This is a genomic window from Bradyrhizobium amphicarpaeae (assembly GCF_002266435.3).
In the GTDB taxonomy this organism is placed as follows: Bacteria; Pseudomonadota; Alphaproteobacteria; order Rhizobiales; family Xanthobacteraceae; genus Bradyrhizobium; species Bradyrhizobium amphicarpaeae.
Window position 1 is genome coordinate 5,158,699 of the sequence record NZ_CP029426.2, and the last position, 24,401, is coordinate 5,183,099.

The window sequence follows — 24,401 nt, forward strand, 5'->3', positions numbered from 1 at the left end:
CGCATGTTCACTTCCTTCCAAGAATTGCTTTGACCATGTCGATCACGAACGCGCCGATCGAGCCTTTCGACGGGTTCGTCAGTGACGGCTTCGCTGAATCGCCGGCAGACGCGCTGTTTGCGATCTTCGCTCCCGCAAAGTCGATCTCGGGATCGAGCTCCATCAGGGCGATCATCAGCGCCGCGCATCCCAGTTGCGGATCGACCTTGCCTGGATCGTAAACGCCGTCCCGGACGTATTTCCCGGCGCGATATTGGTTGGTGCCGGACCAGAGATAGGGCGACGGCCGGCCGCGGGCCGCGTAGCCGATGCCATTGTAGGTCTCGAGCGCCGTCAGCGCCGCGGCAATCGACCAGTCCCTGTGGCGCGCGAGGTAGGGAGGACATTTGACCAATGCATCGATCGCCGCGGCCTCCCACGAGGCGAACGGGCCCCGCCTCGCAGGTACGTGAACCGACACGCAGTTCCATGGATCGCCCTGCGCCAGCGAAGCCCGCCAGTCCTGGGAGGATTCCCGTTCGTGAATAACGGCGATCGCCGGCCAGGGGACGCCAGTCTCTCGTTCGACGGCCTGGTATCGGGCCTTGGCCTTGTAGAGACGCAAGGCAGCGTTGGCGGCCTCGGCCTTCCGAGTCGGCCTGGCATTCGACCAGCGGCCGGCATTCGCCCGCTTGAGGGCGTTGAGGTCTACCATGGGGTAACTCGGTTAGGGGTGGAGATGGATTCGGATCGATGCACCGCAGCGACGGTGGCCGAGACCCGCGATCGCCTTCGACATCCGGGTCGTTTGAAGTCGGTGCGGCTCAGACTTCGGCTGTCGATAGGTTTTCATGGCCCGGCCGCCGGGCGTCGAATCCCGCGGGAAAAGAAGCTAGGCGGGGCGTTTCAGCTCATTGCCCAGCATTTCTGTGTATTGCGCTATTTGCGGTTGTGAGGCATCCTTCGGGGATGCTGGCGCGCATCCTCCGATTACTCCCCACCTCCACAATTGAGGGCTATGAGCATCCCGATCTTGTCTCGGAGATTTACGCGAAGACTGTCGCGGCCGAGCCAACCGGCGAATGGCCGGAGATTCGCAACACCGAGACCGTTCTAGATTTCGGTGGCGCGTGCGGCATCCACTACAAGCTTGCTCGCCGCGAAGCTCCTCTCGTCCGGTGGGCCGTCGTTGAAACGCCCGCCATGGTGCGCCAGGCAGCTCAGCTTGAGACGGACCACCTTCGATTCTTTGAGACGATAGAGGCTGCAGCTTCGTGGCTGGGGACCATCGACCTGATTCACTCAAACGGCGCAGTGCAATACACCCCGAACCCGATTGAAATGGTAAGGCAACTCGCTGGTGTCGGCGCTCCACGCATGCAGTGGAAGCGGCTCTTCTTCTCAGATCAGCCGCTCGCCGAGCGGCAGCGCTCAATGCTGATCGAGAATGGCCCCCGCGCGATGGGGCGCGTTCGGTTCTCGACCAAGGCCGTCACTTATGACCGCAAAAGCTTTTCGCGATCGGAGTTCGAGGCTGCACACGTCGGCTACCGGGTAGAATCTAGCGGCTCCGATTGGTCTGACTTTGTCAGAGAACCCTCAACAGCTTGTTAGAAATGATTGTTGGCTGAGGTATCGCAACAGGCGAACTCGACCCACCTTGGGCGGCTCCTGTAAAAGTGGCAGAGAGCGAACTACTTGAAATGAGCAAGCTTTGGGAGCCCAGATCGGTGCCTCCCGAAACGCCGGCGGAAACGGTGCCTGCGTCTGTTGTCCCCGTCGTCGCGGGCGACCGCATCCTTACACCTATCGGCGAAATCACCGAACCGGTGATCGTCCCAGAGGGCGTGTATGCAGGAAGGTTGGCGGTGATAAGCGCCTTGCTTTCAGAGCCACCGACTGCGCCGAGCGCAGCGGCTGACGTGCCAAAGTAGGCCAAAGTCAGGCGCGACGCAGCACTCCCACCCATGTCATCTTTACCAGCCGCGATGCGACCTCGCAGATCCGGGATGTTGAAGGTAGTCGAACCATCCCCCGTACCATAGATGGTTCCGACCAGCGCAAAAAGTGCACTGTACGTGGTACGCGAAATCGCCTGCCCGTACATGAGCGCGAACGAACTGTTCGGAGCCGCCGTGCCCCAAAAGTCGATACTGCCACCGATTGGAATGTTGTATGGGTTGCCGAAAAGGCCCTGCAAATAGAAGGCCTGATCTGCATGGTTATACAGCGCCACATAGGGAGTGCCTTGAATCAGCACGCCGACCGGCAGATCAGTGCTCGGCGCCGCCCGGAGCGGCTTTGCGCCAAGGCTATCCACGTTGATCGTCACGGTGGCGCCATTCGTCGTATGCGGCGTAAACGCGATCACTTGACCGTTCAATTGCGAGAGCGACTGAAACACCTGGTACGTATTGACCGCATATGCCGTGCTCGTGCCGCTCGAGACGATCGCGCCGGCGACGTCGTCGCGGTACTTGGCAATCGCCGCCATCATCCCGCGTGCCGAATCGTTGACGCTGGAGGGCGACTGCCCCTCCGCCCAATTGATCGTCGAATCTGCCGTGGCGTCGGCGGACGCCGTTTGAGACCATTTGTAGAGAGTCATCTGTATCCCTGACGTGGTGAAGCTGCCGTTATGGACAGCGTCGCATGGTTCGAAATGGTGGTGGTCCGGGCGTCGTCAGTCCGGCGCCTTTGCATCTCCGCCGCACAGCGCGATATATTGAGCGCAGCGGCAGGACGGTGCCCGCGCCGTCAGGAGGTTGCGGATCACGCCTGCGGGAACGCCGGGGCTTTCGCTCGAGATCCGGGCCACGCGCGCGTCGATGATGCCGTCGATCTCGGCGCGCAGTTCTTCGATGCGATCTTCAATCCTGGTCACGCGTTGCAGCTTCGTTGCCATTGCTCTCTCGGTCCTTCGTTTCGGCCTCGAGCGCCGCCAGTTTCTGGCGGGCGGAGGCGGCATCGTTTTGCGCACGCCGGAGCGCACGTTCGCGCTGCGCTTCGTGCGCGGCGAGATGAATTTGGATGTCGTAGGGGAGCGCTGAGAACCGCTGCTTGAACGGTGCCGGCCAGGATCGCGGCGGCGGAATGGCGGCGATCGCATTCATCGCGCTCGCCGCCGCACCGCCGAGCGTGGGGTCGGCGAGGCCCAGCGATACGTGCATCCGCGAGATGTCCTGCACGGCCGACCAGAGCCGGCTCACGCCGAGCGCCGCACAGTCGGTGACGAAGCGTGCCACCAACGCGGGCGCAGCCGGGCACGCGGTCACGCCGTTCAACTCGCACCATCTGACGAAAATCGGCGCGTCGCGCAGGCGCGCCTGCGCAAGCGCGGTCAGCAACGGATGGGTCATCGCCGGGCTTTGCGCAGCGCCTCGTGCAGGCTGCCCATCCGCCGGCGCAGATCGACCAGTTGAACGCGCTTCCGCAAGCTGTGAGGACTGGAATCGATATCGCCACCCAGCTCTGCGTCGAACCGCTCGAGCGCGGCCACGCGCTTCTTCAGCCCATAGAGCGCGAAGTTCTCGGCAATACGATCCGCTGACATCGGTTCGCCGTAGAGATTGCCGGTGATGGATTCGGCACGCTCGATAAAGTTTCGATTGTCTTCGCTCATGGTGTGCTCTCCTGCCAAGAGTTCGGTTGATCGGCTATGAGACGACTGACGGCCGCTAGAAGGGAAAGAAGATGGGTGGCGCGACGCGCCGCTCTGGCCTGCTTGCGCCGCCGCTGCGACGATCGGATGTCGCTGCGATTGGCCACTCTTGCCGCGGAACGGGAGGAGTCTTCATCGGAGGAGCAAACGGATTTGGATTTACGTACAGCTCGTTCCTGTCTCGGGTGGTCGGCGACAACTCTGGTGGCAATTCGATCGGATCGGAGGGCCCCGCTCCTTCGATTCTCTCGCGAAAGTCTTTCGCATGCGCGCGAAGAGACCTGACCACGTCTCCGAGGATATCCCTCGGATCACTGACGCGCCCCTGCGAGCTCATGAACGATTTGATGTAGCCGTCCAGATCATCGGCCCGTGCCTGCCAGTCCTTCTGGACGCCATCCGCATAGTAGGACCGACTGCCGTCCAGGAGATCCCCCAATTGCTTGCGAACGGCATCGTAGATACGCGGACGGTCCGCCTCCCCGATCGTCGTCTCGTAATCCGGGGGAGGCAGATACTGTTGCTCGATGGTCGCCATGACGAACTCCTTCGATCACGCCGGCGCGGTCCGAGGTCAACAAAGGACTGCAGACTGATTCAGCTGGCGATTAAGTGGGTAAGAGGGGCTGGCGGGGCGCCCGAACTATTTCAAGTCCGAGAACTGCAGATACAGGAGGCCCAAAGGAATGTTCTCGACGTATTCGTTTCTCTTACGTGCTTGCCCTTCGTAGATCCACAGGCGAAGCAATGGCTCGGCAAGCCTCTTTTCGGCCCGGCGGTCGCCGCCCGAAAAATAGCAGCAATCGGCGCTACGGCTACGGCCGCCATCCGCAAAGACGACCACATCGTGGTAGGCCGAACGCTTAACACTGAACGATATCGTCAGATCCGATTTCGCTAACGCGATCGTGCAACGCCTCTCGTACTGGCAATCTTTTGCGATCCCCTCTTCGTTGGATGCGCCCATCACGCCCCGGGCAACATCCGCCCTCGTCGTACCGTCGAAAGCATAGGAAACGGTGTAATCACCGGCGAACGCATCAAGCGATAAAAGAAGGCCGATCGCGACAATCACGAGCGACAAAAGAAGTCTCAACGACATCTGGGTCCTATCCTGTATGCAGAAGTCCCTATTCCGAGCGACCAGGGCAAGCTGGCGAGAAATCGCACAAGTGCCGACGATCGGACCCAAACAGCTCCTGTATCACGACGCCAGCTGCCCCTACGCCGATGCCCGTGCAGACTGACGAGCATCACAAAATTGGCCATACGCACGCTCGACGAGAATGGAACAAACGACGAACATTGTCAACGGCTGTGAATATATCGTCTCATCATTCGCCACGCGCGCGTCTCGCCTGGTAGAGCGTGACCGCATCCTTGATATCTCCCGTGCTAGACAGCCGGGCGCTCAGCGTTCGCAGATCGTGCTGGCCACGCTCTCCGCGGGTCAATGCCATGCCCGGTCTTTGCACCGGCGGCATCGGTTTTGCCGCGGCCGCGTCCCTCGCTTTCATCATCAACCGATATTTGCCGGCGTCGTACATCATGCGCTGGAACGTCGCATTGCGCATCAAAGGCTCGTTTTGGAAGAGGCGTTGCATCTCTTCCGGCTCGATGCCGCTGGCCCTGGCTGATGCCATGATCTCCTGCGCCACGGCCTGCCTGACGCCGCTCGCCTCCTCCTTCAGCATTGTTTCCAGCCGAGCGTCTTCCGCCTTCGCATAGTTCTGGAAGTGACGCCTCGTGGCCTCTGCTGTCCGCCGCATCTCCTCGCCCTGCCTCGCGCGCAATTGCTCGCTGCTGGCGACAATCGCCTGAATGCGCGACAGCTTTGCGGGATCCTGTTGCGCGATTTGCGCCAGGGTTTCCGGAAGCCGTTCGGGCGGCAGGCTGGCCAGCTCCGGAAACTGGCTGATGAAGCTTGCCTGCGCGATCTGCATGGCCGCATCGAGGCCATCGACATAGCTTCGCCGCGCGCGCTCGACCTCGCCGACCTTCTCCTCGAGCGCAAGCCGCACTTGTGGATGCTGAAGAAGTTGTTCGACATCGGGATCGAGCTCGGCCGAAGGCTTGCCTTGATCCCCCTCCGTATCGGCCGGGGCCTTGATCTTCTCATCGTGCCCGTCTGGCCGTTCAAAGCCGTAGAACTCGGGCGCATTTGGATCGCTGGCGGCGACCTCCGCGCGTAGCGAGTCGATCCCGGCGGCAAGGGCCTCCGCGGACTCGTTCTCGGAGATCTGCCTGTCGTTGGCCGTTGCTTTGGCATAGTCCCGCGCGGCGCGTGCGAGGGTTACGGCCTCGTTTGCGGCTGCCGGCTTGCCTTCTCCATCCGTGTATTGCCTGACGACAACTTTTGGCTGTTGATCTGACAGATGGTCAGCCGCATCGCGTAACGAGGCGCTGTCGCTATCAAACGACGGGCGCTCCTTCTCCTCGCCCGGATCTGGCATCCCGGCATAACCAGCATTGACCAGGTCGTAAGCGGCGCCGGTCAGGTTGATGTCGGATTCGCTCATGATTGTTACTTTCCGAGGCCAAAGTTGAACTTGAACGGGCTCATGAGATTACTGATACCGCCAGCAAGCGTCGCGAATTGATCGACGCCCGACTTCTGCTGCGTCCCGGTCGTCGTGCTGTTGCTCTGCGTCCCGAGCTGCGCGATGGGCACGCCGATCTGCGCGAGCAGGCTGAGCGCCTGCACGGGAATGCCGCGGCGCTGCGCTTCTTCTGCGAGCGTGGCATTCGCGCCGTAGTTCTGGGCATCGAGCGCCGATTGCGCGGCCGCCACGCCCTGGCCACGGTTGGCGAGGTCGCTCTGCTTCATCTGCGTCAGCGTGTTGGCGGTGGTATTGCCGGCGTTGTAGAGCGAGCCGGCAGCTGCAAGATGGTTCGCCACGTCCTGGTTGTACTGGGCCGCGATCACGGGCGCTTCTCCCGCCGCCACGCCTCTTCCATAGGCCATCAGGTTGGCACCGCTGAAGTCGCGCCCCGCAGCCGCGAACTGCGAGTTCACGTCGTTGCCGACATCCGACCGGATTTGCGCAAGCTGCGTCATGAGCGCCGGGTTGTTGCCCACCATGCTGCCGCTGGCGTACGGCGCCAGCGCGCTACGATAGGCGGAGAGGTTGTCTTGCACATTGGTGCCCTGCGCGGTGGCGTCGCCTCCGTTGAGCAGAGTTTGTGCGTAGCTTGCGATCTGGGCCGCGTACGGATTGCCCGCCGTAGCGTTGTTCTTCAGCGTATCGAGCGCCGAGCTCTCCGCCGACGTCAGACCGGTGTTGTTCAGCCCGGTGCCGAGTTGCCCAAGCATGGTTTGCAGCGCGGGTTGCGCAGCAACCCAGGGCGCCGATTGGGATTGTGCGGTCTGTGTGGAAGTGGATTGTCCGCCCATGGACGATGCTCCTTCTTGCGTGGTTTTGGTAATCGGCCGTTGCGAGAGACGTGCGAACTGCATTCAGGCGAGCGGTAGGGCTTCGACGCCTCTACGGCAGGCGCTTGTCGATGATCGCGTGAGTTTCTTCGTATCCTTCGAGAACGCGCGCCCAGCCTCTTCGCCCGAAGATGCGCACATACCGGCAGCCCTCCGCTTGAGCGTAACTCTCGATGCCGCCGATCAGCGGCAGCCAGCGGGTCATGCCTGTGCCCGCGCATGCCGTGATGACGCAGACCTTGCCGGCATCGGTCTGCTGAAGGCTCGTGGCTGCAGCCGCCTCGATTACGGCACCATTCCAGGCGACCCAGAGCAGTGAGGCGCCGACGAGGATGTCCTGCTCGATCGCAGCAAAGGCCGACAGCCCCGTCGTGACAATCGCCCGCTCAATGAGTGGGGCGACAAGTGGCCAGACCTCGCGCACGTAGCCCGGATCAACGGAGACGAGTTGCGCGCCGTGATGTCCATCGGGCCACAAGCCGGGTGCCTGCGGCACACCATTTCTCATGTGAACAATTCCGAATGAAGACGGTGAATGACACGCCGGCTCCCGATGACCGCGCGCGAACCTCGCTCGCCATCAGCGGCGTCGCTGCTTCAATGGGCACGCGGACCTACGCTGGCCGGCGAGCGGTCTCAGTCATGCGGGTCGTCAGGCTCGTCACGAGAAATTGCCGATAATGGCGCGATGCGCTGCCCGACCACGATTTCGATCGAGTTGCCCATCCGTACCCTCCCAGCACATGATGCGATTAACGACTTGCGACGAAAGGGCTGCAACAGCGTAATCGCCCCTCCAGATCAGCCCCCATTCTGTGCTCCGCGCAACCAGATCTCGCCTCAGGAGACATAGCCAGCCCTCGACACAAAGTGCAAAGCGTTCGTTGCCGATCTAAACGTACTCGGATCGTCGCCGGCAAAACAACTCATGCTAGAACAAATCACGAATTACAACAAAAGCAAACCCACGATACCTCCGCTGTTAGAGAGTCAGAATTGCCGATGACGCGAGGTCACCTCTTCTTCCTTTTCGCTTTGAGCTTTCTCTCCTGCAATTTATTCCAACGCTGAAGCCCTTCGAGATCCTGACGGGAAACATCCTCCCACTCGAACCTCGGCGGCTCCGCCTGCCCTTGAAAACAAGCCTTAAGGCGCTGCGCTGCCCGATCCTTGCACTGCTTAAGGTATTGATCCTCGAACCTTCCAAATTGGGGACAATGATAACCGATCTCGTCCTGCCATTGCTGATTGCATTCCCGGTCTCGATTCGCTTTGTCGCCACCCGATCCTAGACCACTGCCTTTGCCGCCCAAGCCGCCGCCGCCCGTGTTAATCTCGGGTTCTCGAGCGGGCGGTTCCTGGTCTGGCACGATCGAGGGAGATGGAATGCCGAGCGAGGGCTTGCGATCATCGTCTGTCCCAGAGCGGGAGGCATCGCGCGAATTTTGATCGACACGCCTCAACTCCCTATGGTTTGGATCGAGCCCTAGTAATCCAACGATCGGCGGAGGCAGACTGCCGCCCCTGTCTGGCTCAGGCTGAAGGGGCGATCTGGACGATGGTCTACCGAAAATCTCCCCACCTGCGCGAGGAGTTCTGAGAAGCCTCTCGGGACCTGGAAACGTGGGCATGAAAGCAGACCGTCCGACTGCACCAGCCGGCAGAGGCCCGCCTGCTCCTGCCGGCTGCGCAACCGGAGGTGCAAGCGCTTGCATCCACCAGGGAAGCTCGGTCGGAGGTAGAACCAGATCTCCAAAGATTCCGCCGGTCGGGACCTTAGGACCTGCCTGCGTTGCCGGTAGCTCGCTGTAAGCATATCGGTGCGATTGAGAGCGCGGCCCGAATTGAGGCATCCCATGCGAGCTATTGCCGAGAACGCCGGCTTGGGCCTTCAACCCTCCTTCCACACCCTGGCCCGAGCCAGTGTTGGGCCTGACCGTAGGCCCTCTCACCGCTCTTGGAGCGGTCGGGCTGAGCGCGCTAGCTACTTCAAATGCTGCACGCGGGAGATATTCGCGAGCTCGATTGTACTTATCGGCTTCTTCCTCCGTGCCGGGAGCTGGACCCGTGACGACGCGCGAAGCATCGACCAGCCCACGGATAGTTTCGGGCGCGCTCAACAAGGTCTTAATCTGGGCGATTAGGCCGAACGGTGTTGGATGGTCCCAGACCTCTTGAAATCGCTCCGAGAATGTGCGGCTGGGCCGTTCCGATTGATCGACATAAGACATAAAACTTTCCCTTGAATAACCAATTGAAATTGCGGCCTTTGCCGACGATCCATTGCTGTCGTTCGGATTTGCCATTCAACGTGGCAAACCGGTGCTTAGGAGCCTCACCGCGCGTGACTACTGAAGGAAACGTTTGGTAACGTACGAAAGCGCGAATGCCTTAGGACCCCATCACCCCACCACCGCCCACAAGAACACCCGTCCCGTCGTCGCCGAATTCGCATGCGTGATCGTGAACGCGCCGTTCGCGACCGCGCTCACGTACATCGTGCCGTTGCCGACCTCCGCCGCCGCGTTCGCGGACGCCGGCACCAGGATCGGCACCGATCCCACGGCGCAATTTGCCGTCGTCACCGTCGTGCTCGATGCGCCCACAGCCAGCGTCACGCTGCCAACGGCATTCGACCGGCCGGCGGCGAGCTGCTGGATCGCGAGCACGATCTTCTTCAGATCGGTCTCGGTAATGCCCGGTACGTAAGCCGTCATAGCGTGCCGTTCGGCGTGAGGTCGGGAACGATGCCGGCGCAGAACGACCAATTCGTCGCGGCCGGAATGCGTACCTTGACGCGCAAATAGCGGGTGTCGCGCCTGATATCGCAGCGGCCGGTGCGTGCATTGACCAGCACTTCGGCGCCCGGCATCGCCGCTGCGGCCGGCGTGTCGCGCCAGGACACCGAGCCGAACAGTGTCGCCGCATCGGTGATCGGACGGAAGCCTCGGATCGTGATGCGGTTCTCATCCGTCCCCTGCTCCGCGCTCTCCAGCGTCGCCTCGAGACTGGGGCCGCGGAAGAATCCGAGCAGATGGGCATTGGAGAATTGCGCGATCTCCGGCTGCACTGCGGTTGCGTAGGCATCGAGGCTGAGCGTCAGCGCATCGAGTGACGAGGAGATGCTGTCGAGATTCTCGAGCGTCAATCCTGTCTGCGAAATGCCGAGCAGATACTCGCCGGCCACCGCCACCGGAAAGAAACGGTCGAGCAGAAAATCGTAGCCGAGCAGCTTGTCGTAGGCGCCGACCGTGCCGGACACCGACTTGTAAGCCCAGTAGACGCGCGTCGAGCGCGGGTCGGCGGCCCCCATGAAGAGCTGGAGGTTGCCCTTGTCGAGATCGGCAAGGAAGCTGCGGTCGACCTTCTCGCGCCCGATTTGCTGGGGCACGCCGCCGGGCTCGATCTTGTGAAAGCCCTGGCCGGCATAGAAGAAGATGCGCTCGCCGGCGCGGATGATCGAGTACGGCGCGTAGAGGCCCTTGTCCTGGGTGATGCGATCGATCTGGAAGATGATCGGCGAGCCCGGGACATAGGACATGCGCCGGATCGCCTGGTCCTGGAATACGATACCGGACTCCCCGCCGGCGACACCACGAACGATGCCGCCATCCGGAAAATCCTGGAAGTCGGACGACTTGATCCCGCTGGTCCAGCTGTCCGCCGCGTTGAAGTTGTTCAGCCCGGACCATTGGATCCGATACGGAGTCGACAACAGCCCCGACAGCACCAGGAAGCGTCCGACCACGCTGATATAGGCGGCCTGGGGCGGTGAGCCGAGTGCGTCGGTAAAGGCAGTCGATGACGAGAGATCGAAGACTTGCAGCACGGCGTTGGCCTGCGTCGCGAAGACGAAGTTGCCGGTCTGAGCGAACTGCCATTGAGCCGTCGCCGACAGCGCAGAATAGGACGCGCCTCCTTTGGAGACATCGACCCAGGTGAAGTCGATATTGTTGAGCCGGTAGAGCTTGGTGCCCGTGCCGGCAAAAGTGACGACCGTGCCGTCGGACTTCAACGCATAGAACGCGCCCCGGCACGGCGCCGGCAGCGCGGACGTGTAGGCGGAGAAGGACGGAAACGGCCCATAGCCATCGCCGCGCGGAATGACGTTGAGGATGTTGCGCGAGGCCTGGCCTTCGTAATCGCTGACGTCAGGGCGATATTCGCCATAGGCAAGGAGTGGCATTATTCAGTCGTCCATGGTTCGGGGTCGGTCGAAGCTGGAATCCAGGCGTTCTCCGGCTGCACGTCAGCCGTCCATGCGCCTGCAGCACCCGTGGCTGCATTCCAAACCGGCGGCGGCAACGTCACCTGCACCTGCCAAGTCATCGTCTCGAACGGCCGCCGGACCCAGGCCTCCTGGTCCCGGCCGGGCATCGAGTCGCCGCCTGCCCAGGCAAAGGCGCCCTGCTCCAGCGCGAGTGAGGCCGAGAATCGGGCCGACGGTCCCAAAATAGACACCGCGCCTTGAGAGGCGAGTACGCGCGCCGTCCCGTTCGCCGGGGCGCACGTCACCAGGAACGCACCATTGAGGCTCAGCTGCTTCGACCTGAACGCGGCTGCATTGCTTGCGCAGACGAAAGGTGGCGGGCCCGCCGGTTCTGCAATTCTGAAACCCGCCGAGATCCCGGCAGCCAGGGTGCCGGCCGTGGTGACGGCTTGCGATATGCCGAATGCCGACGCTGGTCCTGCAAAACCGATCGAGCCTTGCACCGCCGTAAGAACAAAGTTGCTGCTGCTCGGCAGCTGGCCGAGCGCCCAGCGTCCGAGAGCGTCGAAGCCAAGGAGCGACATCTACATCCTCGCGCTGAACTTGGTCGGCGTGGTTCCGGCAAACACGACAAGCGCATCCGAGATCGCTGACCCGCCGGCACCGGACCATGTGAGTGACAACATCAAGGTCGCGTGGCTGGTCGCAACAGCGGTGATCGCTGTCAGCGCCCCTGTTATGGGGCCATTCGTCACGACCGCCGACGCACCCAATGTCACGGCCGGATCGGTGCGCATCGTCACCGGAACCGGCATCGACGAAAACTTGCCGCTCGTCGCGCCATTGAGCAGCGTGCCTGAAATCGGCAGATACTCGTTCGCGGCAGTCTGGAAATAATAGCGCTGACACTTCCGCAACTCGGCTTGGTAATCCGGCAATTGGAACGCCGGAGCCGCGCTCCCCTCATAGAGACCGACGTCGAACAGCTCGAACACGTTACCGACGGTAGCCATAAGGTTGAACTGATTGGAGGTCGCGAAGACGCTTGCGGCCGCGCTCCAGGTGTTGGGAGATTGGACGAAGCTCGAGCCCGCCATTAGAACGAAGATCAACTCCATACCGGCGGTCTGGTCGAAGGCCCAGGCCCCGGCCGTGTCGCCAGCGAAGGTCACGCTTTTGACCACGTCGATATTCGCCTCGCCGCCGGCAATCGTGTACTCCCCGACGATGATGCGGTTTGGGGTGCCGTTCCGGATCGCAACGCAATATGTTCCGGCAGGCGCCTTGACGCCGAATTGTACGGTGACGGTCTTTGCTGCTGCGTTGCCGAACCTCAGATCGGCGATACGGCTTCCTTCGATCCTCTGAGTGATGACTGAATAATCCGAGCTCGCAACCGAAGCATCCGCGGTTGTGATCGTCGCTCGAATGCGATACGGCGAGCCTCCGGGTGTGGAGCTTGCGACCTGTGCCACACTGAGTCCGCCGGCGTTGCTGAATTCGGATCGCCACTGGTCGACCGGATAGTAGCCGGATGCGGCGCCTGCCGTCGTGCCATTCTCCTGAGAAACCTGCATCCCGCCGTTGACGACATAGCTGTTTTTCGTCACGCCGATATTGGCACGGGCTTGTGCCATCTGCCCTGCCGTGAATCCGTTTGGCTCCTCGATGGAAATCAGATCTTCCTTGATGCCGACGACGGCGACGTTCGGCGGCGCGACGAAGCTGATCCTGGAGCCGGCCCCCGACTGCCCTGCGGCCAACCCGGACCCGGACGAATTGCAAAGCACGATCGTGCGGGCAAACGTCCCGCTTGCCGCCGTATAGGCGCCCTCCGCGATCTCCCATTGGGTCAGGTCGCCGCTGATCGCGATGAACTTGTACTTGCGACCGTCGACTGCTCCGGCGAGGGCCGGCGATTGACAGCCACCGACCGCCGATGAATAGACCCAGTCCGTGGTGCCGCCGGCCGTGGGAATGAACCGACAATTGTTGAGAAATGCAGCCATGTCAGGTGATCGTCAGGATGCCGTTGGTCTGATCGAGATCGATGATGAAAGTATTGCCGTTGGTCAGCGTGATCGCGGTGCCGTAATCCCACCAGCCGATCAGCGGCTTGGTCGAGGACGTCGAATTGTAGAGCACCGCGTATTGAAACGGCCCGATCGAACCGCCGGACGCCGTCCATGACGGGTCGGTCGCGCCGACGAACTTGAACGTCCCCGTCGTCTGCGCGCCCGTGATGGTGCCGACGCTGTTGCCGCCCGCTGTATAGCCGTTGCCGGCGGCCAGATCCGCGGGCGCGTTGTACACCGTGTTGGCGGCGACCGGCGCCGTGTTGGTCAGATAGACCTTGTAGACCTGCGCGGTGCCGGTCTTCATGTCGTGCAGCGCATTGGCGACGTCCTGCACGAAGCAATAGAACTTGTTGAAGCTTGCCATGATCGTCTCCTAGATGACCTGTCCGGAAACGCGCACCGTCATCGGTCCGGCATTGAAGGTCGATGTCAGCCCGAGATTGTTGAGGTCGGCGAGCGCCGACGTGAACCCGAGCCCCCAGGTCTGGATGCGCGCGTCTTCCTTGATGTACGGCGCGGACTCCAGCAGGGCCGCGTAGAGATAGAGATCGGGCGCCATGGTCAGCAGCCAATTGCCGCCGCTCGATGCGAGCGGTGGAATATTCTGCCGATAGACCATCTCGATCGTGTAGGCCGCGTCGGGTGTCGGCGCGAGCTCGAGCTCGTTGCCGAACACGGTGAAATAGCGCGGCTGTGCGGCGACATCGGACGTCGCGAAGCGGTATTCATCCATCTGGGTCCCGGATTTGAACGCGAGGCACGGCTTCCCCGTCACGCTCGAGAGCCGGACCCTGCGCATGGACTGGAAATCAGACGGCAGCGAGATGAACTCCGGCTCGTTCGAGCCGAGGTCGACGAGTGCGGTCGATCGCTGCTCCATCTGCCGCACGAACAGCTGACGGTTGAACTTTGCCTCCGCGAGCTGGACGAAAGTCGGGATCCGCGCGATCAAAATCGTGTCCTGATCGCGCGCGAGATATTCGGTCACCGCTGACTGCAGCGACGCATAATCGGTGATTTGGGTCATCTCAGCTCCGCTGACCAGCCGGCCTGCAATTTCGGCCTGTCGGTTCGCAAATAGGCCCATTCGGGATCGTCGAGCTTCTTCTGCACGATCGCGTCGAATTCGGGCGTGAAAAGCCGCAGCGAGGCATTGCCCATCGCATGCGCCTCGTTGAGCCATTGGACGTAGACGACGTTGGGGATGCGGGCGACGTGCCGCCCCCAATCGCTACGCTGCTCGTCCTGGCGCGCCTGCCTATTCCATTCCAGGATCGGCGCGACGTCCTGGACCTGCTCGATCGCGAGCTCGCGGCCGTTGCTGTCGAGATGAGGCCTGATCAGGACGCCGTCCATCACGACAGCTCCGTCACCCACAGCGTGCCCGCGGTCGCGGTGACCAGACCGTTGGTCGCGGCCTTCAGCGCGGCAATACGCTGGCCCGGACTGACCGTGACGTATTCGACGGTATTGGCGGGCAGATAGGGATCCGAAATGGTGGCCGTCTGAGCGCCGTCACCGATGCGGTAGCAGCAGCCGGAGTTCGCGACCAGGCGGAGCTGATAGGTTCCGGATCCGAACGCGTTGGTGGCACCGACACTGGCGTCATAGGCGACCGTCTGGGTCGGACCGACGCGCGAGGAGTTTTGCTTGGAGAAGAACGGCATGTCAGGCGGTCCTCACGGAGATCGAGAAATGCATGGGGATCGCCGCGCCGGACGCGCCCGAGGGCGTCAGCACGATCACGTCGTCCTCGTTGAGATAGGTGGGTGACGGCGGCACGGCCGAGAACAGCTGGCCTGCTGCCGATCCCGCCTGCGTGACGGTGAAGGTCGCCAGCGTGGCTGCATTGGCCGAGACGGTAATGGTCCCGTCGGCGGTCGTGATCGCGCCCCCAAGGATGCCGCTGACCTTCAGCACGCGGCAACGAAAGGGAACGCGGACATAGGCGGCGACGGGGCTCGCGCCGCAGGAGGGTGTGTAAGCCGTGAGGTCGGCGGAGTTGAGGGTGCGATTACCGGGAAGCGGCATCTTGGCTCTCCAAAAAGAAAGGGCAGCCCGAAGGCTGCCCCGATGTTGAGGTGGATGATGATCGTGGCCGCTCAGGTGGTGGTGTTGTCGAACACGCCGCCGGAGGCCTTTTCGTTGCGGGACACCAGCGCGTATTCGGCCAGGATCTGCCGGCGATCGGAATCGCCGGTCTTGGCCAGCGGGATCGAGATCATGTTGCGGCCATTGAGATAGGCCACCGCCCATTTGTCCAGCTCCAGCACGAGGACGTCGCGCGGCCGCTGGAAACGATTGGCAACCACCTTGAGCTTGCCGAAGTCCGATTCATAGGCGTCGACAGACGCGACAATCTTCTTCGACTTCGATTCCTCGATTGCGGTGGACCGGCCGGTGAAGGTCGAGAACACCTGCTTGTTGAAGGCGCCGGTCATGATCGTGCCGGGCTTGCCGCCATTGGTCCAGATCGAGGACAGCACGGTCTTCAGCCGCACCTCGGTGAAGGCGAGCTGCGTGCCGTCGGTGCGCGTGCCGGTGCCGTCGGCCGCGGCCGGATCCGCCGCACCGCCTGCCGTGCCCTTCGAGGTGTTCGAAGCGAGCCAGGACAGGACGGAAGCGCTCTTGCGTGCCGTCGTCGTATTGCCGACAACCTTGGCCTGGTTGGTGCCGCACAGGATCGTCTCGAGGTCGCGCTTGAGCTCGAGACCCTTCAGCATCTCCTGGTAGGCGAGCTCGTTGTCGCGCCCGGCGTGATCCACCGCCTGCTGCGTGCCCGAGACCCGCGCGACCTTGTAGGAGATCTGGCAGAGATTGCCGAGGCGCACGGTCGGCGTCGTCGTGTTGGTGCTGGGATCGTCGCCCTCGAGCTGGGCGTTGTTGGCGTCCGCGCCGGCGAGCGCCTGCGTCTGCCATTCGTGATTGACGGCAGTCGCCTTCTCCTTGTCGACGCCGCTCATGAACGGCGTGTCGACGGGATCGATACGATAGATCATGTCGCTGAGGTCTTCGCGGTTGCCCACCGCGGAGTAGGTGACGAAGGTGGAGGTTGGTAGAGTCATCGATGTGTCCTTGTGAGAGCCGTGCTGTTCCGGTAGCGCAGCGATGTCGCTGCGCCTCTCATGGAAACTACGGCCTGATGTGCTGGCGTCTTCTGTTCTCGCTCGCGCGATGGCGCGGAAATTCAGGTTTCCGGTTCGCGGATCCGCGAGACGTCTCTGCCGGGCGCCTGCGCGTATCGCGCAGGGTCGGCCTAACTACGATGGTTGATCTGATCGGCGTTGTTGCGCGACGTCAGGTTGCCTGGACTCGCGTCAAACGCCGGATCGGCGACTTTTCGTGAAACGGATCGTTTTCGACCGGCTCGTATCCTTGCGCCGCGAGCGTGGCCGCGGCACTGAACGGTAGCGGTGCAGATCCCGTGTCGAAAGTGGAGGATTGCGTTCGAGTTGAGTTTTGCTGTTGCAGGCGTCGAATACGGCCGATCATGAGATCGGCCAGAGGCGTTGATAGTCGAGGATCGGATTCTGTCGATCGTTGTCGGCCGGAATCTCATTCATCTTCGATATGCCACGTCTTCAAATCAAGGGATGAAAAAGGATCTGGTTCACTTCGCAGTCGATCGGTACCGGCCTATGGATCGTAAATCACCTTCATGTCGAGATGCAGCCGGGCCACCAGCTCGTCCACCTCGGCCTGCCCTTCCGGATAGGTCTCGTAGACAATTGCGGTCTTGAAAAATCTTGCAAAGTATCTGGGATGAAGAGTCCACCCGATATGGTGGTAAGCATGAGTATCGGGATGGAGGGACTTAACGAGCTTTCGCAGATAGCGATTGTCCGGCGGCGGCTCAAAATACGGGTCGATCATGCGTTCCTTGTAGAAGGCGGTCTGGGCCAGAAGGATTTCCCGCCAGTGAGCCTCGTCAGCGGACCAAGGCTGACAAGATCCACGCTGCAGGCGGTAATCTCCATCTCGCGTTTTTTCCGTCGCAAGTTTGGCGCATGATGGAAACGCGGGATCCGTGCTCTCGTAGTCCCATGCGACCAAGGCGCCTTTGAGCACATAGCTTCGATCGGACGCGATCAGGAGATAGTTGGCGCAGCTCGACAAACACTGGTCATACACAACGACCAAAGCGCGTCGTTCACGCAGCACATTGGCAAGTGCAATGCTTGACGCGATGTCGCCCCCGGCGCTTCGAACGACGAAGAGACCGCCTTCTATCAATTTCTTCGCTGGCGATACGTCCGCATCCTTCTCGATCGGGCCGTCAAGGCACAGGACCGTCTGGTCCTCGCTGAGCGCGACGGCCCCCGCAGCAACACCGCGGCAATAATCAGACGCGCGATAGAATAGCGCCTTGTCGAACAGGCCCTCCCGGGCGCCAGACTGACCGCAAATGAGGAAAGCGCAGAGCGAGGACAGTGCAGCGAGCGACCGCACGGCTGCGATCTTGACCTGGAGCATTCTCAAGCTCTTACCCCCGAAGCAACGGCCTTGAATCCCTGTCGGCGAACTATCGCATTGATGCCGCCACTGCCACCGACCGAGGCCCGACGTGAGCCTTTACCCCCGGCGCACCGCAAAATTGAGTTCGCCTAACCTAGAACAAACAACGAACAACGTCAATTCTATTTCAGGTTGTCCTGATTAAATGATCCCGAACCGCTTCCGCCGCTCCGCCGTTTCCGCAAGCTGCTTCAGCTCCGCGCGTGCCAGCTTGCCGTTGGCAACGACGCCGGCGAGGTGGTCACGCACCTTCCCGACGATGTTGATGGCGAGGAACAGCTTTTCGCGGCCTGCGGCATCGTCCACCGTGGTGGCGCGCCAGGCTGCGATGTAACTCTTCTCGAGCGCGTCAAAGGCTTCGTTCAACAGCTCGTCATCGAGCAACGCTTCGGCACGGGCCGCCCTCGCGGCCGCCCTTTCCAGTGTGCTCTCGTCAGACATTGGTTTCCTCCTCTTGGTTCGGCCGGCGCATTAACATATCTCGTCCCTGGAGACAGATCCCGTCATCGGCTCCTTTATTGCTTGGCAGCGGCGGACGCGCGACCTCCGGCACCGTCATCCCCGCGTCGAGGATTACTTTGATCTTGGCGAGTTCGATTTCGCCTTGCTCTTGGCCTGGAGATGGATCGCGTCATTCAGTGCTTACTGTTGCCTGAACTGGGCCTAGCGGAGAGCACCGACCCGATCGATCTCGCTCAACCTTTTGTGGCAATAACTTCGGGCTGACTCCGGCAGGCGGCGTAGCGAGTTGTTTGATCAAGTGTCCAAATCAGCGCGCCTGCATGCTTAAGAGCATCTAGTCAAGCAATCACGGTCTTAGGTTACTCAAGCTGTCCTCAATCTTTGCGACCGTCGGATTATTCCGCACAAGATCTGTCACTCCTTGCGACTCAGCGAGTTCAGGAGCGGCGACCTGATTGATGAACCTGACGAATGCCCCCCAAAGACCTCCAATCGCAGACCTTCGGCCGTCTCCGCAGGGGGATAGCGAGTGGTTGATCAAACCGATCAAACGTCCAAGCAGCGCGCCTTCATGCTTGGATGCATTTGCCGAGCAATCACGGACCAAACGAGCGTAGAGTCAGCTGCGTGCAGCAAGTCCATGAACAGCTGGGCTTTCCTATCACTCCATCCCTTCGGGGCATTCAGTGAGAGAATTGATAAACTCTCTCAAGCTTGGGGCGAGAAAGAAAATGTATCGATCGTCGTCTCCGTAATCTGCCCTTGAGTTGAACATGATATTCCCAAAGGATCCAGGAATGACGCTATAGATGAAATAATCACCTGCTGAATCGCACGCGAAGGGTATATATCCCTGAGGAAATTCTGGCTTCTCATGTACCAGGAATGTGTAGGTACGTTCGAAGGTTAATCCTTTGTCGTTGCGTATGTTCATCGGAAGGAATTCCTCGACGTCATAAGCCTCTCCGTCCTTGACGAAGAATTCCGGACGAGGGGTTCCGCCGTTATAGCGGAGGTAATGCTCTTTGAGATCTTGCGGCAAGCGAACGCGCAATTTCTGCTCGACGCGCCGAATGTCCAACTCGGAAAGCGGGGAAGCAGTCCCTTCGAAAACAACCAATGCTTTTCTCCTCGTCAACGCCTATACGGGACACCGTGGTGTTTGGAGTACTGGGCAACAGAACCAGCATGAGGATTTGTGGATTCGTGCGCTCCCCTAGTGATTAGCTCAAACGTGGCCTCTCCATTCGTTGGATCGAAGTCGTCGACGTGGTGCCACCGATAACCATCGGGCGTTTTAGCGAACTTACCTTCTTTGTTCGCGAGGCGAAAGTCAGCTCTCCGTCGTACTTCATTGCCGGCAGAGCGACCGACGCCCTTCGCACCCGGTATCCGCTCGCGGCCTCAACGGCTCCAGGAAAGTCATCGCGGCGCTTCGCATCAATCAGGTTAAGGAAGGACCCGGCAACTCCAAGCGGGGTCAAGCCCAACAGATTGCCGATACGCGTCGCCAGCTCTTGGGCGTTGTGCAGCGGCACGCCAAAGGCTGTCAGGGCGTCGATGGCCCGATGCCCGATCTGTTGTGTGGGGGTGAAGGTCGCCGGTTTCAACTCGCCGAGCGGTATGAAGTGCGATAGATCAGGACGAAGCTTGTCCTGCGAAGGCGTCGATGCAACGGGTCGATCCGTAGACGCATCGCTAGCCTCACTTCCCGGATCCCAGGACTCACCCTCCTCCGGGACCTGTGTGATCTTCGCTGCCGGACCGACATAGAGTCGGTGAACTCCCGTCGCGGGCAGCGGCGGCGGAGGCTGCGCCAGTTGACTCCGTGCTTGTTGACCCGGCGCCTGCTGCGCTACGCCATCGGCACTGAACGGATCGTGGTCGACCGGAACGAGCGTGACATTTTCGAAGTCAGGCTGGTGCTCGACCGGCACCAGAGAATAGTCAGCCATGATGGACAACCAGCAGGTATTTGCCGGGACGGTCGGAGTCCGGAACGTAGTGGTGGCCGTCCCTCGCCTGGCGGGTATGAGCGCTGCACCTTCCCGGCCTCGATCGCTGCCTTCAGATGCGTCTCGAGCACCGTCATCTTGGCGTCGAGGGCGGCCTTGATCTTGGCGAGCTCGATCTCCCCTTGCGTCTTGACCTGGAGATGGATGGCGTCGGCCTGCGCCTTATGGAACAGCTTCTGATGCGCGGCATCGACCTGAGCTCGCGCCGGCACGGCGAGCAGCTTCGGATTGGCCGGCGGCTCTGAGGGCAGAGGGCTGCTTCAGCAAGCGGCTGGTCAACGTGACTTCAACCTGGGGTGCATCCACGCAGACAGTCACGATCTCAGAGCCGTGCGCCCGTAGTGCCCCTACATCCCTTCAGGCAGTTCAGTGAGGGAATTGATAAATCCTTTCAGTGTCGGGGCGAGAAACACAACGTAACGATCAGGGTTCTCATAATCTTCATGTGAATTGAACATTATATTCCCGAAAGATTCGGGCCTTACACTGTAAAGAAACATATCTCCCGCAGAATCGTCCGCGAACGGTATATATCCCCGAGGAAACTCGGGCGTCTGATCCACCATCATGACGTATGTTCGTTCGAAGCTCGATCCTCTCGCGCCAGTGTTCATGGAGTAGAAACAGTCAACATCATACGCCTCTCCGTCCTTCAGGAAAAACTGAGGACGAGGTTTTCCTCCGTTATGGAGGAGGTAGTGCTCCCTAAGATCCTGCGGCAGCCGAACACCTAAGCGGTGCTCCACACGCCTGATGTCCAGCTCAGAAAGTGGTGGAGCAGTCTGCTCAAAAACGACCATTGCCTGTTTCCTTATCAACGCTTGTAAGGCACTCCGTGGTGCTTGACGTACTGCGCAACCGAGCCCGCATGAGGTCGCGTAGCATTGTGGGCGTCTTTATCTATCAGCTCGAAAGTGGCCCTTCCAGTCTGCGGATTGAAGTCGTCGACGTGGTGCCACATGTATCCATCCGGTTTTTCAGCGAATTTTCCTTCCTCGTTCGCAAGAACGAAGTCTTTTCTATAGCTGCCAGTAAGTGGAATATTCACAACGCTTAGCTGCCCCTGTGCGGCCGGATAGAGGTGCTCCGTTCCAGCAAAAGTGGGACCGCCGTTTACGGTCGTTCCCACACCGGCGTATCCTTTTTTAGCCGCCCAGGCCGCCGGCAAGAGCCGAACCTTGCTCGTTAGCGCGCGTACTTCGTTGGCGGCGACGCGCCCGGCGCCCTTCGCACCTGGTATCAGTCCGCTCGCAGCCTCAACGGCTCCGGGGAGATCATCGCGGCGCTTCGCATCAATGAGATTAAGAAACGAACCGGCGACGCCAAGCGGAGTCAACGTCAATAAATTGCCGATACGCGTCGCCAGCTCTTGGGCATTGTGCAGCGGTACGCCGAGAGCTAGCAGCGTGTCGATCGCGCGATGCCCGATCTGCTGTGTGGACGTGAAGGTCGCCGGCTTCAGCTCGCCGAGCGGGATAAAGTGCGACAAATCAGGAGGAAGCTTGTTCTGGGGAGGTATCGTTGCAGCCGGCCGAACTGCTGCAGACGTATCGTTAGCTTCGCTTTCCGGATCCCAGGATTCCCCCTCCTCCGACGGCTGTGTGACCTTCGCTGCTGGACCGACATAGAGTCGCTGAACTCCCGTCGCCGGCAGCGACGGCTGAGGCTGCGCGAACTGCTCCTGTGCCTGTGGGCCCGGTGGCTGTTGCGCTACGCCATCGTCACTGAATGGATCATGGTCGACCGGAACGAGAGCGACGTTCTCGAAGTCCGGCTGGTGCTCGACCTGCACCAGGGAATAATCACCCATGGTGCACAACCAGCAGAAATTTGCCGGGCCGCCCAGGGTCCGACACGTAGTGGTGGCCGTCCCTCGCCTTGCGTGCGCCCGGCGGATACGATCGCTGCACCTTCCCCGCTTCGATCGCCGCCTTCAGATGCGTCTCGAGCACCGTCATCTTGGCGTCGAGCGCGGCCTTGATCTTGGCGAGCTCGATCTCCCCTTGCGTCTTGACCTGGAGATGGATGGCGTCGGCCTGAGCCCTCTCGCGTTCGATCTGCACCCTGTGGGCGGCGGCGAGCTGGTCGGCCTGAACGCGCGCCTGCAGCGCCATCAGCTTCGGATCGGGCGGTGCCTGTGGCGGCGCCGGCGGCGGATTGAGGAGCTGTCCGGTCTGCGGATTGACGGCCGTGGGATCGTTGAAGAACTGGTCGGGGTTTCGGTGTCCCATGATGCGCGTCAGCTCGGCCGCGGTGTTGTAGAGCTGGCGGTCGCCGACCAGATTGAGCTTGCCGCCGGCCAGCAGCTCCTTCTGCACATTGGCGATCGCCATGGTCTGGGCGAATTGCTGGGCCTTGCCGCCGGCGCCGAGGCCGACATTGATGGTCATGTCGTCCCGCGTCTTCCAGTTGCGTGGGTTGACGGCGACCCAGGCGTTGCGCAAGCGAACCGTTTCCTCGCGCTGGCCATGCTTGCGGATCGTGCCGTGCAGCAGCGCGAAGATGTCGCGCACGCCTTCGGCCATGACGCGGGCGATCAGCTTGATGCGCATCTGCGAGGCCGAGAACACCTGCGCGACTGCGGTCGCCGACTGGTTCTGCAGCACGTTGGCGTCGATGCCCTGCGTCTGTTTGGCCAGCCCGGTGCGGAGCTCGAGCTCGGCGTCGAGATATTGCAGCATCGGGTAGATCGACGTGGTGATGTCGGGCACCACCTGCCAGTTCAGACCGCCCGCCGTCTTGGTGCGAACCACCCCGCCCGGCCGCGACACCAGGAGGTCGTCGAGCGTGTTCGGCCCGGCATTCTGCTCGGCGACCTCGACGCGCGGATTGTTGTGCAGATAGAGATTGTCGAGCGCGCCGCGCTTCAGCGCGGTCTTCTCGCGCTGCAACGGCATCACGAGATCGGCGATCGAGCGGCCGAAGAAGCGATGGGTGACCGGCACCGGCGTGGTCGCCGCAAACGGCATCTCGTCGAACGGCGTGATGCAGTCCTTGCCGTCCTTGCGCAGGATCTCGGCCTGGTCGCCGCCGGTGATGACCTGATAGAGGCAGGGACGGCCCGAGCCCTCATAGTCCATCCGCACGTAGTGCTCGGTGATGCGCAGCAGCCGCGCCGCCGAATTGCCGCTGCCGCCGCCTGATGTCGCGGACAGATGCTCTTCCACAGTGTCGCGCGCCAGCGTCTCGATCTCGGTCGTGCCGGTGTGCGGCAGCAGGGCCCTGATCTGGCCGGCATCAAAGCCCTCCGCGATCAGTTGCGCCTCGGTCTTGGTGACGACCTCGTGGAAGCAATAATTGCAGTCGCGGATGCCGCGCGCACCGCGCTCGATGCCGAACTCTTCCGGCGGCACGCCCATCACCCGCGCCTGCGCGAGCTTGCGCGTGGTGACGATGGTGACGTCATGCATGACTGGAGAGCCCATCGGCGCGGGCGGCGCCGGGGCTAGCAAGGGAATGGGCATGTTTTGATTGAACTCTCAGGTTTTGCCGCGTGAACATAGGCGGCAGAAGAGCAGCGGCGGCTAATAGCCGCTCTTGCGCATGTAGTCCTGGATCATGCCGAGCAGTCCGCCGGCCAAGGCCGTTCGAGATTGGAGAGATCGTCCCGTGCGATCAAGCGGACCTGGTCTGGCAGGCCGGTGGAAGCACGTTGTGATGGCGTCGCGCTTGCAGGCGGATCGCTCGGCGCGATACCCGGCTGAGGCTGCCGCTGATTGGCAGACGACGCGGCAGAACGAACTTGGCTTCGCGGCGGCAACCGACGGGCTCCGACGTCGCCTTGCGTGCCGGTCTGCTGCTTCGGCATGACTTCATCCTTTGGTCTTACGTTCTGCGTCCGCGTGTGGAGTATTTCGACATGGTAGCCCGTGGGCTGCTTGTGACGATGGTGACGTCATGCATGACTGGAGAGCCCGCCGGCGCGGCGAGCCGGGCCTCGAATTTGAGGCGGGAGTTGTTCGCGCGCTGCACTGTAAACAGGAACCGCCGCCGCCGTCCGCTCTCGGCAATTGGAATGAAAAAACCCGCAGCAGATTTCTCCGCGCGG

General features: G+C 61.5%; 30 protein-coding genes. 2 read left to right on the top strand and 28 right to left on the bottom strand.

The features are described 5' to 3' along the window. Window positions 1–7: 7 nt before the first annotated feature. Window positions 8–694: a hypothetical protein gene (locus CIT40_RS24235; RefSeq protein WP_094891364.1), complete on the bottom strand. Its 687-nt coding sequence runs from the start codon at window positions 692–694 to the stop codon at window positions 8–10. 254 nt (window positions 695–948) lie between these two features. Between CIT40_RS24235 and CIT40_RS24240 the strand changes: the two genes are divergently transcribed. Then, window positions 949–1,593, top strand: a complete 645-nt coding sequence (locus tag CIT40_RS24240; protein ID WP_094891363.1) for a class I SAM-dependent methyltransferase — start codon at window positions 949–951, stop codon at window positions 1,591–1,593. On the opposite strand, the gene CIT40_RS24245 is transcribed toward CIT40_RS24240, so the two are convergent. From CIT40_RS24245 to CIT40_RS32940, 24 genes are all read right to left on the bottom strand, one after another. Then, complete coding sequence (locus CIT40_RS24245; RefSeq protein WP_094891362.1) at window positions 1,568–2,587, bottom strand: phage tail protein; 1,020 nt, start codon at window positions 2,585–2,587, stop codon at window positions 1,568–1,570. The two genes, CIT40_RS24240 and CIT40_RS24245, sit on opposite strands and share 26 nt — an antisense overlap. Before the next feature lie 75 nt (window positions 2,588–2,662). Further along, window positions 2,663–2,863 carry a hypothetical protein gene (locus CIT40_RS24250; RefSeq protein WP_244611837.1) on the bottom strand — a complete coding sequence of 67 codons (201 nt, stop codon included), beginning with the start codon at window positions 2,861–2,863 and terminating at the stop codon, window positions 2,663–2,665. Continuing rightward, window positions 2,850–3,338, bottom strand: a complete 489-nt coding sequence (locus tag CIT40_RS24255; RefSeq protein WP_094891361.1) for a hypothetical protein — start codon at window positions 3,336–3,338, stop codon at window positions 2,850–2,852. The genes CIT40_RS24250 and CIT40_RS24255 overlap by 14 nt, the downstream gene beginning before the upstream one ends. Then, window positions 3,335–3,601 (bottom strand): hypothetical protein, encoded by a 267-nt coding sequence (locus CIT40_RS24260; protein WP_094891360.1) that lies wholly within the window; start codon window positions 3,599–3,601, stop codon window positions 3,335–3,337. Before CIT40_RS24260 ends, CIT40_RS24255 begins: the two co-directional genes overlap by 4 nt. A gap of 55 nt (window positions 3,602–3,656) precedes the next feature. Beyond that, window positions 3,657–4,178 carry a hypothetical protein gene (locus CIT40_RS24265; RefSeq protein WP_094891359.1) on the bottom strand — a complete coding sequence of 174 codons (522 nt, stop codon included), beginning with the start codon at window positions 4,176–4,178 and terminating at the stop codon, window positions 3,657–3,659. Window positions 4,179–4,283: 105 nt separating this feature from the next. Then, window positions 4,284–4,742, bottom strand: a complete 459-nt coding sequence (locus CIT40_RS24270; protein ID WP_094891358.1) for a hypothetical protein — start codon at window positions 4,740–4,742, stop codon at window positions 4,284–4,286. 232 nt (window positions 4,743–4,974) lie between these two features. Continuing rightward, window positions 4,975–6,159: a hypothetical protein gene (locus CIT40_RS24275; protein ID WP_244611838.1), complete on the bottom strand. Its 1,185-nt coding sequence runs from the start codon at window positions 6,157–6,159 to the stop codon at window positions 4,975–4,977. A gap of 5 nt (window positions 6,160–6,164) precedes the next feature. Further along, window positions 6,165–7,034, bottom strand: coding sequence for a hypothetical protein (locus CIT40_RS24280; protein ID WP_094891356.1), 870 nt, complete (start codon window positions 7,032–7,034; stop codon window positions 6,165–6,167). 91 nt (window positions 7,035–7,125) lie between these two features. After that, the gene (locus tag CIT40_RS24285; RefSeq protein ID WP_244611839.1) at window positions 7,126–7,569 is read right to left on the bottom strand and encodes a hypothetical protein; all 444 of its coding nucleotides are present in this window, start codon (window positions 7,567–7,569) and stop codon (window positions 7,126–7,128) included. A 517-nt stretch (window positions 7,570–8,086) separates the two neighbouring features. Beyond that, window positions 8,087–8,536 (bottom strand): hypothetical protein, encoded by a 450-nt coding sequence (locus CIT40_RS24290; RefSeq protein ID WP_148667223.1) that lies wholly within the window; start codon window positions 8,534–8,536, stop codon window positions 8,087–8,089. 939 nt (window positions 8,537–9,475) lie between these two features. Then, on the bottom strand, window positions 9,476–9,790 hold the full coding sequence (locus CIT40_RS24295; protein ID WP_094891355.1) for a hypothetical protein: 315 nt from the start codon (window positions 9,788–9,790) through the stop codon (window positions 9,476–9,478). Further along, window positions 9,787–11,259, bottom strand: coding sequence for a hypothetical protein (locus CIT40_RS24300; RefSeq protein ID WP_094891354.1), 1,473 nt, complete (start codon window positions 11,257–11,259; stop codon window positions 9,787–9,789). Before CIT40_RS24300 ends, CIT40_RS24295 begins: the two co-directional genes overlap by 4 nt. Next, window positions 11,259–11,867, bottom strand: a complete 609-nt coding sequence (locus CIT40_RS24305; RefSeq protein ID WP_094891353.1) for a hypothetical protein — start codon at window positions 11,865–11,867, stop codon at window positions 11,259–11,261. Before CIT40_RS24305 ends, CIT40_RS24300 begins: the two co-directional genes overlap by 1 nt. After that, window positions 11,868–13,292: a hypothetical protein gene (locus CIT40_RS24310; protein WP_094891352.1), complete on the bottom strand. Its 1,425-nt coding sequence runs from the start codon at window positions 13,290–13,292 to the stop codon at window positions 11,868–11,870. Window position 13,293: 1 nt separating this feature from the next. After that, the gene (locus CIT40_RS24315; RefSeq protein WP_094891351.1) at window positions 13,294–13,725 is read right to left on the bottom strand and encodes a hypothetical protein; all 432 of its coding nucleotides are present in this window, start codon (window positions 13,723–13,725) and stop codon (window positions 13,294–13,296) included. 9 nt (window positions 13,726–13,734) lie between these two features. Continuing rightward, window positions 13,735–14,388 carry a phage adaptor protein gene (locus tag CIT40_RS24320; RefSeq protein WP_094891350.1) on the bottom strand — a complete coding sequence of 218 codons (654 nt, stop codon included), beginning with the start codon at window positions 14,386–14,388 and terminating at the stop codon, window positions 13,735–13,737. Then, window positions 14,385–14,717, bottom strand: coding sequence for a hypothetical protein (locus CIT40_RS24325; RefSeq protein WP_094891349.1), 333 nt, complete (start codon window positions 14,715–14,717; stop codon window positions 14,385–14,387). The genes CIT40_RS24320 and CIT40_RS24325 overlap by 4 nt, the downstream gene beginning before the upstream one ends. Continuing rightward, window positions 14,717–15,028 carry a hypothetical protein gene (locus CIT40_RS24330; RefSeq protein ID WP_094891348.1) on the bottom strand — a complete coding sequence of 104 codons (312 nt, stop codon included), beginning with the start codon at window positions 15,026–15,028 and terminating at the stop codon, window positions 14,717–14,719. The genes CIT40_RS24325 and CIT40_RS24330 overlap by 1 nt, the downstream gene beginning before the upstream one ends. A gap of 1 nt (window position 15,029) precedes the next feature. Then, window positions 15,030–15,392, bottom strand: a complete 363-nt coding sequence (locus tag CIT40_RS24335; RefSeq protein ID WP_094891347.1) for a hypothetical protein — start codon at window positions 15,390–15,392, stop codon at window positions 15,030–15,032. 71 nt (window positions 15,393–15,463) lie between these two features. Next, complete coding sequence (locus tag CIT40_RS24340; protein ID WP_094891346.1) at window positions 15,464–16,426, bottom strand: DUF5309 domain-containing protein; 963 nt, start codon at window positions 16,424–16,426, stop codon at window positions 15,464–15,466. Between the two features lie 571 nt (window positions 16,427–16,997). Then, a complete protein-coding gene (locus CIT40_RS24345; RefSeq protein WP_094891345.1) occupies window positions 16,998–17,834 on the bottom strand; it encodes a hypothetical protein in 837 nt (278 codons plus the stop codon). Between the two features lie 183 nt (window positions 17,835–18,017). Then, on the bottom strand, window positions 18,018–18,317 hold the full coding sequence (locus CIT40_RS24350; RefSeq protein ID WP_094891344.1) for a hypothetical protein: 300 nt from the start codon (window positions 18,315–18,317) through the stop codon (window positions 18,018–18,020). Between the two features lie 682 nt (window positions 18,318–18,999). Then, on the bottom strand, window positions 19,000–19,458 hold the full coding sequence (locus CIT40_RS24355) for an SMI1/KNR4 family protein (protein ID WP_162307655.1): 459 nt from the start codon (window positions 19,456–19,458) through the stop codon (window positions 19,000–19,002). A 14-nt stretch (window positions 19,459–19,472) separates the two neighbouring features. Beyond that, window positions 19,473–19,730 carry an HNH endonuclease gene (locus tag CIT40_RS32940; protein ID WP_094891634.1) on the bottom strand — a complete coding sequence of 86 codons (258 nt, stop codon included), beginning with the start codon at window positions 19,728–19,730 and terminating at the stop codon, window positions 19,473–19,475. Between the two features lie 679 nt (window positions 19,731–20,409). On the opposite strand from CIT40_RS32940, the gene CIT40_RS24365 reads away from it, so the two are divergent. After that, complete coding sequence (locus tag CIT40_RS24365) at window positions 20,410–20,598, top strand: hypothetical protein (RefSeq protein WP_094891342.1); 189 nt, start codon at window positions 20,410–20,412, stop codon at window positions 20,596–20,598. Window positions 20,599–20,700: 102 nt separating this feature from the next. On the opposite strand, the gene CIT40_RS24370 is transcribed toward CIT40_RS24365, so the two are convergent. The 3 genes from CIT40_RS24370 to CIT40_RS24380 are packed head-to-tail and all read right to left on the bottom strand — an operon-like array spanning window position 20,701 to window position 23,763. Next, window positions 20,701–21,153 (bottom strand): SMI1/KNR4 family protein, encoded by a 453-nt coding sequence (locus CIT40_RS24370; RefSeq protein ID WP_094891341.1) that lies wholly within the window; start codon window positions 21,151–21,153, stop codon window positions 20,701–20,703. Between the two features lie 14 nt (window positions 21,154–21,167). Further along, window positions 21,168–22,163, bottom strand: coding sequence for an HNH endonuclease (locus CIT40_RS24375; protein WP_094891340.1), 996 nt, complete (start codon window positions 22,161–22,163; stop codon window positions 21,168–21,170). Then, window positions 22,156–23,763, bottom strand: coding sequence for a portal protein (locus tag CIT40_RS24380; protein ID WP_244611841.1), 1,608 nt, complete (start codon window positions 23,761–23,763; stop codon window positions 22,156–22,158). The genes CIT40_RS24375 and CIT40_RS24380 overlap by 8 nt, the downstream gene beginning before the upstream one ends. Window positions 23,764–24,401 lie beyond the last annotated feature (638 nt).